General features: G+C 46.7%; 4 protein-coding genes. 2 read left to right on the forward strand and 2 right to left on the reverse strand.

The window, feature by feature from the left end:
• The first annotated feature begins 26 nt into the window (after positions 1–26).
• Positions 27–1547, forward strand: coding sequence for an OmpP1/FadL family transporter (locus C5O00_RS01910; RefSeq protein WP_105214427.1), 1521 nt, complete (start codon positions 27–29; stop codon positions 1545–1547).
• A 63-nt stretch (positions 1548–1610) separates the two neighbouring features.
• On the opposite strand, the gene C5O00_RS01915 is transcribed toward C5O00_RS01910, so the two are convergent.
• Both C5O00_RS01915 and C5O00_RS01920 read right to left on the reverse strand, forming a co-directional pair.
• Complete coding sequence (locus tag C5O00_RS01915) at positions 1611–7310, reverse strand: FIDD domain-containing protein (protein ID WP_105214428.1); 5700 nt, start codon at positions 7308–7310, stop codon at positions 1611–1613.
• A 171-nt stretch (positions 7311–7481) separates the two neighbouring features.
• Positions 7482–13559 (reverse strand): T9SS type B sorting domain-containing protein, encoded by a 6078-nt coding sequence (locus C5O00_RS01920; protein WP_105214429.1) that lies wholly within the window; start codon positions 13557–13559, stop codon positions 7482–7484.
• Positions 13560–13698: 139 nt separating this feature from the next.
• Here C5O00_RS01920 and folE point away from each other — a divergent pair, with 139 nt between their 5' ends.
• A complete protein-coding gene (gene folE, locus C5O00_RS01925; protein WP_105214430.1) occupies positions 13699–14376 on the forward strand; it encodes a GTP cyclohydrolase I FolE in 678 nt (225 codons plus the stop codon).
• The last annotated feature ends 14 nt before the right edge of the window (positions 14377–14390 follow it).

The following is a 14390-nucleotide window of genomic DNA, read 5'->3' on the forward strand; positions in this document are numbered from 1 at the left end:
TTTCAATAAATAAATGATCTTTTAATATGAAAAGAAAATTTTTCTTACTCATAGCAGGTTTTGTTATGACCTTTTCGAGTGCTCAGAATATCACCGACGGCTTGCGTTATGGTGTGGATCGCACTACCGGATCGGCTCGTTATACCGCGATGAGTGGGGCATTTGGTGCCCTGGGTGGAGATTTATCTGCCATAGGTATTAACCCGGCAAGTAGCGCAGTTTTTATCACCAATGATCTTTCATTCTCTCTAGGTGTATTAGACAGGGAGAACAATGCAACTTATTTTGGTAGTGAAGCCAGAGGAATCGACACAGACGTGGCTATTAACCAGGCCGGAGGCGTTTTTGTTTATGACAATGTGAACGAGAACTCCAATTGGAAGAAATTTACCGTTGGGATAAATTATAACAATACTCTAAATCACGATGATGATGTTTTTATACAGGGAAATGGTAATAGGTCCATAGCTTCTTATTTCCTAACCCTGGCACAGGGTATTCCATTGGAATTATTACAGCTTCAAGGCGGTGAATCCATTTCAAGTCTTTATTCTTTTCTAGGTGAAACAGAAGGTACTGCTGCTCAAAACGCATTTTTAGGCTTCCAGGGTTACATTATTGATCCCGTTGATGCAGGGAATCCAAATAACACTCAGTACGTATCGAATATAGCACCGGGACGATTTAATCAAGAATACTACGCAACCTCTACGGGATTCAATGGGAAATACACGATAAATTTTGGTGCGCAGTATACCGAGCAATTCTACTTCGGGGTAAATCTTAATTTTCATGCTATCGATTATGTGGAAAGTAATTTTCTTTTCGAGACGAATTCCAATCCGGGAAGTATAGTGAATCAGGTTGAATTTGAAAACAACTTATCTGTTCTTGGCGGAGGATTTTCTGCTCAATTAGGTGGTATTTTTAAGGTTTCTGATGAGGTTAGACTTGGACTGACCTATGATACTCCTACCTGGTTTGAGATATCTGAAGAAACTACTCAATACCTCCGTACGCGCCGAACCGAAGACGGCCAAAGTATCACAGCCGTAGTTAATCCAAATGTATTGAATGTCTTTGCAGACTACGAATTGCGCACTCCCGGTCGATATGCAGCTAGTGCCGCTTATGTCTTCGGAAAACAAGGTCTTATTAGTTTAGATTATTCGTATAAAGATTATTCTCAGACAAAATTTTCGTCAGATTTTAGTGGTGAATTCAGTGCCCTGAACAATTCTATTAGTAGTAATCTACAAGGGTCTTCCAGCGTAAAATTAGGCGGCGAATATCGAATAAATGCCTTAAGTCTTCGCGCAGGGATGCAATACGAGCAGAGCCCATATAAAAATGATATGATCGTAGGTGATCTCACAGGTTTCTCCTTAGGATTAGGGTACGATTTCGGAGAGTATAACTTTGATATCGCTTATGCCCGAGCGCAGCAGGACAGAAGTAGGCAATTGTATGATGTAGGACTTACCAGTGTTTCAAACATAGATACCACATTTAATAATATAGTTTTCACTTTAGGAATTAGTCTCTGAAGGTAAACACCTAAAAAAGCCACTCAATGAGTGGCTTTTTTTTATTAAGTATGGGGATGGACGTTATCGTTTTAGGGTAAAGTGTCCTTTAAACTCTTTTCGGGTTTCATCTTCGGTGTATTCCACCAAAAACCAGTAATCGCTCGAGGGCATCGGGTTTCCGTTATAGGTGCCGTCCCAGCCCTCTCCCAAAGGACTCAACTGCTTAAGCAGCTTGCCGAACCTGTCAAATATATAAATTTTTGCCGTAGGGTCACCACCGGCGATCCCGATGATGTTCCAGGTGTCGTGATAGCCATCCTGGTTGGGAGTGACAAAACGAGGATAGTCGATGATACTCACCTCTACCGTTACACTACCACAACCATTAACATCCTTGATCGTTACCAGGTGCATCCCCGGTAATACCCCCTCGAACAAGCCCTCACTCTGGAAAGGACCATCGTCCAGCTGGAAGCTATACTCCCCCAATCCCTCGGCCGTAGCCTGGATCGCATGGGCGCCCGCAAAGGCAGGTGTAACCACCTGTGCATCCCATGCAAGGGGCGGAGACGATATGGTAACGGTCGTAACAGCCTCGGTGCTGCAGCCACTGTTGTTCTCGGTAACGATCACACTGTAGGTGCCACCACTAAGAGCAACGATCGATGGATCGTCCTGACCCAACTGCAACTGTCCGTCGATAAACCATTCAAAACTATAAAGAGCAGGATCCAGACCCGTATCGATCACAGGGGGCGATAAAGATCCCTCCTCCTGGGGAATCGGATTGCCATTGGCATCCACACACAGGCGATAACTCTCCTCCAAAAATACCTCCGGTAATTCCTCTACCTTTAAGATCACCTGGGTAATATCATAACAGTCCGTGCCACTGTTCTCCACCCGGGCGTAGATCAGCTGCGGGTTGATCGTATTGGCAAATGGACTGCCCAATGCATTGGTGTTGGCATGAGCATCCTCCAGGGTAGGATGGAAACTCAACAGATAGACCGAAGGATCCTGACCCCCCAAAATCTGGTCGATCACCACCTGACTCTCCGCAGTACTGCCGTCCAGAACAAACTCCCCCAGACCGTCATTTGGCTCCACATTGTCACATATAATATACGGATCGGGAGTCGTGGCCACTGCACCCTCGCGCTCCTCGATCTCAAAACTCTGCTGGGCTATATAACAACCCGTATCACTGTTTAAGATCCCCACATAGATCGTCTGGGGATTGGTCGTGTTAGGATACGAAGTGGTGTTTAAGATCGGATTGAGCTGCGCATCGGCCTCCGCCTGACTCTCATAGAAACTCACCTGGAAGATCCCAGGATCCTGCCCCCCTAAGATCTCCTCGATCTTAGAGCTTAGATCAAACAACCCAAATCCATCCGAAGGTACCTCACACAAAATAAGAGGCGTAATGACAGCCGTAGCATCCGGAAGAGGATCAACGATCAACACCAACTCAACGATCTCAAAACATCCCTCAGGAATCGTATTGTTCTCTACCCGTACATAGATCGTCTGAGGACTACTGGTATTGGTATACATGGTAGGATCCACTATCGCATTGAGCCCGTCGAAGGCCTCCTGGTAACTCTCATGATAGGTCAGATCCCAAGGACTACCCCCGGTGATCTGTAAGGCGGCCTGGGTGAGATCGAAAACCTCCATCCCATCCCCCGGATCATTCACATCACAGAGCGAAAGAGCCTCCGGAGTACCCGGCTCAGGATTGGCATTGACCCGAAGGGTTAAACTCACCGTGGTATCCACACATCCACTGTTGCCGTCGGTAACCCGTACAAAAACCGTCTGGGGATTGCTTATATTCTCATAGGCCGTCGCAGGATCGATCGCATTGGTATTGTTCTGCGCATCGGCCAGGGTCTCATAGTACTGTACCCCAACGCCCAATACACCACCGGTGATCTCATCGTTCTTTACCGTGAGATCAAACAAGGTAACACCATCATTGGGCTCACCCACATCATCACACACACTCAAAGGAGTGGGCTGGGTAACTCCAGGACCCTCAGGCGTCTGAAGCTCAAAGGAGGTAATGGCAAAACAACCACTGCCATTGTGGGTCAATCGTACCCAGATCGTCTGAGGATTAGACGTATTCTGATAGGCCGTAGGCGTGCCGATAAAAGGCGTACCCGCCTGTGCAGAAGCCAAACTCTCATGATAGGTGATCGTATGCTCACCAGGATCCTGACTGCCCAATACAGCAGCATCCTGAAGCGTAAGATCGAAGGTCTCTACCCCATTGCCCTCAGGATCACAGATCACCAAAGGATCTAACGTTAAGGGAACCACAGGGGTGGGAACCGCAATTAATTCTAACTCAACCACGCGGTAACAACCCGTGTTGAAAGGAGGAGGATTGATAGGAGAATAGGTCGCTCGTGCATAAACCGTCTGAGATCCCGATACAATATTCTGATACGGACTCGATAACGCAAAAATACCCGCCTGGGCATCGGCCAGAGTCTCATGATAGGTGATCGCCACCAACTCCCCGCCGGCTATCTCCGTATTCTTACTGTTGAGATCGAAAAGCGCAAAACCATCGTTGTCCGCATCACAAACCTCCAAGGGCGTAGGAGTCACAGGAGAAGGAACCGGATTGACCACCAGATCCAAAGTGAAACCCTGACTGGTCACACAACCCGTGGTGGCCCCCACAGCACGAATGTAGATCGTCTGAGGCTGAGGAACCTGATTGACATACGGACTGCTCAACGCATTGGCTCCCGTATCGGCATCTGCCTGGGTCTCGTGATAGGTGATCACAATACCCGGATCACCACCGGTGATCTCAAAGGTCTTACTCTCCAGATTGAAGGGCTCCATCTCATCCCCGGGATTGTTTACATCACATAGCTCCAAAGGAGTAGGCGCATTGATCTGAGGTGGCAGGTTCACCTGTAACTCTAAGGTCGTCTGACCCTGACATCCGTTGCTGATATCCTCAACAACCACATAGATCGTCTGGGGATTAGACAGGTTCGGATAGGCCGTGGTGTTCACAATGGCAATACTAAGGGCCGGATCCTCATAATAGGTGATCGTATAATCACTCGGGTTCAACGACCCCAAAATCTCAGCCTCGGCCTGGGTGAGATCAAACAAGGCAAAACCATCGTTGTCATCATCACAAACCACCAAAGGCTGTGGATCGTTGATCAAAGGAGAATCCTGAACAATAAGGAGCAGGGTCGTGGTCGAATAACAACCCGTAGCAATATCGGTAAGACGTACATAGACCGTCTGTAGAAAAGGATCCACATTGGCATAAGGACTCACCAGCGCATTGACATTGTTTTGGGCATCGGCAAGGGTCTCGTGGTAACTCACCACCAAATTACCCGAAGGGTTCCCGTTGACCACATCCTCATCGGCATCGGTAAGGGTAAACTCCCCAAAACCATCATTGTCATCATCACAATAGGTTAACGGATCAGGCTGAAAGATCTCAGGGGCCATCACAACCACCAGATCCATCGCAAAGGTGCCGTAGCAACCCGTCATGTTATCCTCCACACGTACATAGATCGTCTCACCCGCACTGGTATAAGGAATCGCTAAAGGATTGGTGTTGGCATCGGCATCCACCTGGGTGGGGTGATAACTTACACTCAAAGCCAAATTACCGTCCACGATCGTGGCATTCTGCATATTTAGATCGAAATCCTCAACCCCATCCCCATCATTGTCGCACTGCTCGAAAACAGGTACTTCAACAAAAGAAGGAATACTGCCCAAGATCAAACCAAAACTACCCACCGTATAACAACCCGCACTGTTCTCACCCCGTACCCAGATCACCTCACCACCACTGCCATAAGCATTGGCAGGCATGATAGGATTCAACCCAGCCTCAGCCTCAGGCTGACTCTGGTGATAGGTAAGGGTGACATTGACCAAAATGTTCAAAATCTCAGCATCCTTGCTCGTGAGATCAAAGATCTCTATCCCATCACCGTCGTTGTCGCAAATGAAATAATCACTGATGGGGTCTGTAATGGCAGGGGAATCGAATACCTGCAGATTGAGCGGGACGATATCGAAACATTCCCCGGGGTCTGTACTTTCAAGTCGGGCCCAAACCGTTTGAAATCCCTGCACAATATTTGCGTAGGCCGTTGGGGTAGGAATAGGAAAAAGGCCATTTTGCGCGGCGGTTAAACTTTCGTAGTATTCCACAAAGGTATTGGCCTGACCGTTCATAATCTCAGCATCTTTGGTGGTGAGATCAAAAATTCCGAAGCCATCATTAGGGAGCTCATCACAAAGCTCCAGATCTGTGGGTACAACTGCAACCGGATTAGGATTAAAGGTCACAGTAATTTCATCACTTACAAAACATATACCTTCGAAGGCATCTACACGATATAGACCAGCCACCGTAACAGGTAAAGAGGGTCCCGTAGCTCCGGGTATAAGAACATTATTAAAAAACCATTGAAACGACCATAAAGGATCATCTATCCCGGTATCGAGGAGAACGGTTTCACCAACACAGCTATCAATATCCGGGCCTAGTGGTAATGCTAAAAGATTGAGATCGACCGGCAGTATGAATTCGTTATTAGTTTCATCTGTTTCATTCACAATTCCATTTCCAGTACCATCATCATCAACAACAGCAATTAAATCGAAAAGAACCGGTGTACCTACGGGAATGTTCAGGGTTATCGAACCGGATTCGGAACCATCGATAGGGATTTCGGTAAAAGTTTGTGATTGACCAATTAATACCGCATCAGCATAGAATGCGATAGGAGTATTGGCAGGAAGTGGCGCTGTACTATTCACGTTGTAGACCGTATAATCCACATCTATATTATTGTTGGCACATAGCACCCCTAGATCATCTATAACTATGGTTGCATCGGGTATTTCCGAATTAACATTGGTGATAATGTTATTGATCATCACGAAATCCTGTCCCGAGGTAAGGCTGATAGGTATCATCGTGTCCCCTGGATTAACAATATTCTCCAGATCATAAAAATCCAGATCCATATTATACATATCGGAGGTTCCTGTATAGCTGTTTGTTCCGTTAAATGCATTGTTCCCCGGATTCAAGGGAGGATTATCTATTAATGTTCCATTTATAATTAAGCTTTCATTAACCGCCAATCCAGCATCTCCTTCCCAGGCCAAAAATCCAATTTTTGCAAGGTCATCGGTAGCAACATCAATATTAGTAAGTGTTATATCCAGAGTTGGATTAGTAGACGAAACAAACTCGAGTCCGTCGAAAAGACTAATTTGATTCAATAATAAAGCAGGATTCTCAAATATCACGGTAACCGACCATCCCCCGAAATCCGTGGCATTTCCACAATATGCGGGAATAACGGCAGTAAGATCCAGATCTGCTAGCGTATAAGTTCCGTTACCATTTAGGTTCACTATATCGGTTACGTCTGCATAGGCCGCAAAGAAATCCAGGCCATTAAAATTTATACCGAAGGTCCGTTCAGCTGTGACTGCCGAGCCATTTAGTTCTACATTAAAATCACCCGGGCCTGAACCTCCCCAATAAAGTTTAGCGGCTACTAAGGTTCCTCCAGGTGGCATCGTAAAATTAGCGCTACTCTGTGTTAATATATTGCAAGGGTTTGCAGCAGTATTAAGAGTATTTCCGAAAGCCGTGAAATCGTAGCGGCCATTAAACTGTTCAAATAAGGTAACTGGCTGAGCAATTATTACAGAAGATAAAAGCAAAAATGCCAGGAGTAATATTTTCTTCACAATTGAATTTTTTGGTTAAAAAGCGATATGAAAATAAGCATAAATTCCTAAAATTGAGAAAATTTAGTTTTAAATCCTGATTTCATGGATAAAAATCAAATTGCGTCGATAAGCTTAACAAAAAAAGCCACTCAATGAGTGGCTTTTTTTTATTAAGTATGGGGATGGACGTTATCGTTTTAGGGTAAAGTGTCCTTTAAACTCTTTTCGGGTTTCATCTTCGGTGTATTCCACCAAAAACCAGTAATCGCTCGAGGGCATCGGGTTTCCGTTATAGGTGCCGTCCCAGCCCTCTCCCAAAGGACTCAACTGCTTAAGCAGCTTGCCGAACCTGTCAAATATATAAATTTTTGCCGTAGGGTCACCACCGGCGATCCCGATGATGTTCCAGGTGTCGTGATAGCCATCCTGGTTGGGAGTGACAAAACGAGGATAGTCGATGATACTCACCTCTACCGTTACACTACCACAACCATTAACATCCTTGATCGTTACCAGGTGCATCCCCGGTAATACCCCCTCGAACAAGCCCTCACTCTGGAAAGGACCATCGTCCAGCTGGAAGCTATACTCCCCCAATCCCTCGGCCGTAGCCTGGATCGCATGGGCGCCCGCAAAGGCAGGTGTAACCACCTGTGCATCCCATGCAAGGGGCGGAGACGATATGGTAACGGTCGTAACAGCCTCGGTGCTGCAGCCACTGTTGTTCTCGGTAACGATCACACTGTAGGTGCCACCACTAAGAGCAACGATCGATGGATCGTCCTGACCCAACTGCAACTGTCCGTCGATAAACCATTCAAAACTATAAAGAGCAGGATCCAGACCCGTATCGATCACAGGGGGCGATAAAGATCCCTCCTCCTGGGGAATCGGATTGCCATTGGCATCCACACACAGGCGATAACTCTCCTCCAAAAATACCTCCGGTAATTCCTCTACCTTTAAGATCACCTGGGTAATATCATAACAGTCCGTGCCACTGTTCTCCACCCGGGCGTAGATCAGCTGCGGGTTGATCGTATTGGCAAATGGACTGCCCAATGCATTGGTGTTGGCATGAGCATCCTCCAGGGTAGGATGGAAACTCAACAGATAGACCGAAGGGTCCTGACCCCCCAAAATCTGGTCGATCACCACCTGACTCTCCGCAGTACTGCCGTCCAGAACAAACTCCCCCAGACCGTCATTTGGCTCCACATTGTCACATATAATATACGGATCGGGAGTCGTGGCCACTGCACCCTCGCGCTCCTCGATCTCAAAACTCTGCTGGGCTATATAACAACCCGTATCACTGTTTAAGATCCCCACATAGATCGTCTGAGGATTGGTCGTGTTTGGATACGAAGTGGTGTTTAAGATCGGATTGAGCTGCGCATCGGCCTCCGCCTGACTCTCATAGAAACTCACCTGGAAGATCCCGGGATCCTGCCCCCCCAAGATCTCCTCGATCTTAGAGCTTAGATCAAACAACCCAAATCCATCCGAAGGTACCTCACACAAAATAAGAGGCGTAATGACAGCCGTAGCATCCGGAAGAGGATCAACGATCAACACCAACTCAACGATCTCAAAACATCCCTCAGGAATCGTATTGTTCTCTACCCGTACATAGATCGTCTGAGGACTACTGGTGTTGGTATACATGGTAGGATCCACTATCGCATTGAGCCCGTCGAAGGCCTCCTGGTAACTCTCATGATAGGTCAGATCCCAAGGACTACCCCCGGTGATCTGTAAGGCGGCCTGGGTGAGATCGAAAACCTCCATCCCATCCCCCGGATCATTCACATCACAGAGCGAAAGAGCCTCCGGAGTACCCGGCTCAGGATTGGCATTGACCCGAAGGGTTAAACTCACCGTGGTATCCACACATCCACTGTTGCCGTCGGTAACCCGTACAAAAACCGTCTGGGGATTGCTTATATTCTCATAGGCCGTCGCAGGATCGATCGCATTGGTATTGTTCTGCGCATCGGCCAGGGTCTCATAGTACTGTACCCCAACGCCCAATACACCACCGGTGATCTCATCGTTCTTTACCGTGAGATCAAACAAGGTAACACCATCATTGGGCTCACCCACATCATCACACACACTCAAAGGAGTGGGCTGGGTAACTCCAGGACCCTCAGGCGTCTGAAGCTCAAAGGAGGTAATGGCAAAACAACCACTGCCATTGTGGGTCAATCGTACCCAGATCGTCTGAGGATTAGACGTATTCTGATAGGCCGTAGGCGTGCCGATAAAAGGCGTACCCGCCTGTGCAGAAGCCAAACTCTCATGATAGGTGATCGTATGCTCACCAGGATCCTGACTGCCCAATACAGCAGCATCCTGAAGCGTAAGATCGAAGGTCTCTACCCCATTGCCCTCAGGATCACAGATCACCAAAGGATCTAACGTTAAGGGAACCACAGGGGTGGGAACCGCAATTAATTCTAACTCAACCACGCGGTAACAACCCGTGTTGAAAGGAGGAGGATTGATAGGAGAATAGGTCGCTCGTGCATAAACCGTCTGAGATCCCGATACAATATTCTGATACGGACTCGATAACGCAAAAATACCCGCCTGGGCATCGGCCAGAGTCTCATGATAGGTGATCGCCACCAACTCCCCGCCGGCTATCTCCGTATTCTTACTGTTGAGATCGAAAAGCGCAAAACCATCGTTGTCCGCATCACAAACCTCCAAGGGCGTAGGAGTCACAGGAGAAGGAACCGGATTGACCACCAGATCCAAAGTGAAACCCTGACTGGTCACACAACCCGTGGTGGCCCCCACAGCACGAATGTAGATCGTCTGAGGCTGAGGAACCTGATTGACATACGGACTGCTCAACGCATTGGCTCCCGTATCGGCATCTGCCTGGGTCTCGTGATAGGTGATCACAATACCCGGATCACCACCGGTGATCTCAAAGGTCTTACTCTCCAGATTGAAGGGCTCCATCTCATCCCCGGGATTGTTTACATCACATAGCTCCAAAGGAGTAGGCGCATTGATCTGAGGTGGCAGGTTCACCTGTAACTCTAAGGTCGTCTGACCCTGACATCCGTTGCTGATATCCTCAACAACCACATAGATCGTCTGGGGATTAGACAGGTTCGGATAGGCCGTGGTGTTCACAATGGCAATACTAAGGGCCGGATCCTCATAATAGGTGATCGTATAATCACTCGGGTTCAACGACCCCAAAATCTCAGCCTCGGCCTGGGTGAGATCAAACAAGGCAAAACCATCGTTGTCATCATCACAAACCACCAAAGGCTGTGGATCGTTGATCAAAGGAGAATCCTGAACAATAAGGAGCAGGGTCGTGGTCGAATAACAACCCGTAGCAATATCGGTAAGACGTACATAGACCGTCTGTAGAAAAGGATCCACATTGGCATAAGGACTCACCAGCGCATTGACATTGTTTTGGGCATCGGCAAGGGTCTCGTGGTAACTCACCACCAAATTACCCGAAGGGTTCCCGTTGACCACATCCTCATCGGCATCGGTAAGGGTAAACTCCCCAAAACCATCATTGTCATCATCACAATAGGTTAACGGATCAGGCTGAAAGATCTCAGGGGCCATCACAACCACCAGATCCATCGCAAAGGTGCCGTAGCAACCCGTCATGTTATCCTCCACACGTACATAGATCGTCTCACCCGCACTGGTATAAGGAATCGCTAAAGGATTGGTGTTGGCATCGGCATCCACCTGGGTGGGGTGATAACTTACACTCAAAGCCAAATTACCATCCACGATCGTGGCATTCTGCATATTTAGATCGAAATCCTCTACCCCATCCCCATCATTGTCGCACTGCTCGAAAACAGGTACTTCAACAAAAGAAGGAATACTGCCCAAGATCAAACCAAAACTACCCACCGTATAACAACCCGCACTGTTCTCACCCCGTACCCAGATCACCTCACCACCACTGCCATAAGCATTGGCAGGCATGATAGGATTCAACCCAGCCTCAGCCTCAGGCTGACTCTGGTGATAGGTAAGGGTGACATTGACCAAAATGTTCAAAATCTCAGCATCCTTGCTCGTGAGATCAAAAATCTCTATCCCATCACCGTCGTTGTCGCAAATGAAATAATCACTAATGGGGTCTGTAATGGCAGGGGAATCATTAACCACCAGATCCAGTGGGACTATATTAAAGCAGTCTGGATTATTAATATTCTCTACACGTGCATATACTGTTTGGAATCCTTGAACTGTATTCGTATAAGGACTGGCAAGTGGGAAGGTACCGGCTTGAGCGTTGGCAAAGCTGAAATGATAACTTACAACTGCATTAGGGTTTCCTCCTGTTATCTCAAGGTCCTTGGATGTAAGATCGAATTCGGCAAAGCCGTCGTTTGGAATATCGTCACATACCTCGTAAGGTGTAGGTACATTGGCTGGTGGAGCTTCGAATATATCTACCACAAAACTATCGGTTGCATAACAAGTGGGCGTAGCATTGTTTTCTACTCTTACAAAAATTGTTTCCGAAGGTGCCGTAACATCATAAGGATTGGGATGCGGATTTGTATTCGCATCTGCATCAGCCTGTGTTGGGTGATAGGACACACTATACAGACTGGGGCTCTGCCCGTTTAATGCTTCAGGGTTCTTCAGTAGAACAAGATCAAGAGTAACTATACCATTTGCATCATCATCACAGGTAACAATATCGGTCATTGGCCCTGCCATAGCGGGCTGAAATTGAATGATAAAATCGTCCACATCAAAACAGGTTCCTGTGAGGTCTTCTATTCTAACCCAAATAGTCTCCACAGGTGGAGTTGCAATAGGATAGGCAGCCGGAGTAGCTATAGGATTTGCTCCAGTATTGGCATCGGCCATGGAGTTGTGATACGTTATATTGAAATTAGCAGGATTTTGTCCTCCCAGAACAACCGCATCATTTTGGGTAAGATCGAAAATCCCCATATTTACACCATCATCACATATAAACAGATCATCTGCCGGGTTGGCAACAGGCTGAAATAAGAAATCGATCTGTACGGAGTCTCCGGTAATACAGGTGGGATCGAGTGGGTCGAATACTTCTACAGAGTAAACCCCCGAATTAGGAGCCATTGCCGTAAACGTATCATCGTTTACTGTAGAAGGTCCTTGAGATATCCCATCTATAAACCATTCATAGGACAAATCTGGGATTCCCGGATTTGCATTTAGGATAATATCGTTAGAGCTACAAGTTGTAACATCAGGTCCCAGGTCTATTGTAAAGGGCGCCGTTGAAGTAACATCTACAAAATCGGACAATGTAACCATATCACCATTACAGGTGTTGGTCCAGGTTACTCTGGCTTCGAAAGTTTCGGTACCGGTTACGCATACATTTATAGTTGGGCTGTTTGAAATTAAAGTCCCGGTACTATCATACCAGCCAAACACATAGGTTGGAGGGCCAGTAGGTGCAAAACTCCATGCTTCGTTGGAAGTTGTCCATGGAGAATCGGAAGTATTTCGTCCGGGTGGAACATATGCTGTATCTCCTGCATCGTTCTGAATTCCTATCGCTGCATTACCACTATTCCAGGTACTACAGGTTGGTTTATCCTGTATATATATTTCCACAACATTGGAGAACTCATAAAATACAGCCATATGGGTTGCCAGTAACGAATTACACGAACTCGAAAACATAGGCACTTCGTAATAAGATACTACAAGCACCCTGTTTGGGAATGTTCCCAGCACTTCGTAGCCTATTTCTTCTGTCGTTGAAGCAGACGGATCTATATCGTGGACCGGTGTAAACACGTTTGCTTCACCAAGTGTGGGGTTGGTGTTATTAGGTAAATCCTGGGTAAATGCCCATGCATTGGTCGTGTCGAGTGGATCTACATCGAATCGTATCACACCATTGGAACCTACCTGGAACTCGGTCTCGAGATCACCAAAGAAGCAAAAATCGAAAGGCAAGGTATCTACAGAAGACCAAGCGTCGTCGATATTCGGGTTTAGTGAGTTGGCCAGCCCGTTAAAAGGGAATGGCGGATTGTAAGGAATCGAACTAACATTATATGTTAATCCGGAGGTATCGAATGTTTGCAGGAAGGTAGCAGTGATGTCTGCACAGCCGCCAACGGCACAGTCTGCAGTTACGTCAGGGCCGGCATCAACAAACAACGATCCGGGGCCCTGTGCGTTCAGGTTCAGGTTAAAACATAGCAATGCCAGTAGCAAAAGCAGATTTATGGGGATTCTCTTTTTCATCGGTAATAGGGGTATAAGGCCTGAAAATTAAGAAAATTTTAGGAAATTGTTAATCTAATGAGGTTAAAATACTAAGAAGCTGCTTTTCATAGCATGTACCGAATACCTATCTTTGCAGTTCGTTAATAATAAAAAGCGTATGGATTTGGAGAAACAACTCAGAGAAATTGAGGCCATGGGGAACGACCATGTGGGCTCTTCTACGGACACTCCGTTACGGTCTGATGCCTTTGAGTTAAGTGATATTGAAAAAATAGCAAAGATCAAGGAAGACGTCCGGAATATAATGAATACCCTTGGGTTAGACCTTACAGACGATAGTTTGAAAGGAACCCCTACCCGAGTAGCAAAAATGTTTGTTCAGGAGATCTTCGGCGGCCTTCATCCGGATAGAAAACCCAAAGCTTCCACCTTTGAGAATAAATATAAATATGGTGAAATGCTGGTGGAAAAGAACATCACCTTGTATTCTACCTGCGAACATCATCTATTACCTATCGTTGGAAAGGCACACATAGCATATATTTCGAATGGTACAGTTGTGGGATTATCTAAGATGAACCGTATCGTGGATTACTTCGCTAAACGCCCGCAGGTACAGGAACGGCTAACAATGCAGATCGTGGAAGAACTACAACATATTCTGCAAACCAAGGACGTTGCCTGTGTGATAGACGCCAAGCATTTGTGCGTTAATTCCCGTGGAATCCGTGATATCGACAGTAGTACGGTTACCAGTGAATTCGGCGGAAAATTCAAAGATCCGAATGTAAGGCGAGATTTTCTTGATTATATTAATTTAGACACCGAATTTTAAGGGTAGATTCTGAA

The organism is Pukyongia salina (genome assembly GCF_002966125.1).
Taxonomy (GTDB): domain Bacteria; phylum Bacteroidota; class Bacteroidia; order Flavobacteriales; family Flavobacteriaceae; genus Pukyongia; species Pukyongia salina.

Bases quoted from the DNA above. Each gene is read 5' to 3' on its own strand.
- C5O00_RS01910 (WP_105214427.1), top strand. From the start codon at position 27: ATGAAAAGAAAATTTTTCTTACTCATAGCAGGTTTTGTTATGACCTTT.
- C5O00_RS01920 (WP_105214429.1), bottom strand. From the start codon at position 13,559: ATGAAAAAGAGAATCCCCATAAATCTGCTTTTGCTACTGGCATTGCTA.
- folE (WP_105214430.1), top strand. From the start codon at position 13,699: ATGGATTTGGAGAAACAACTCAGAGAAATTGAGGCCATGGGGAACGAC.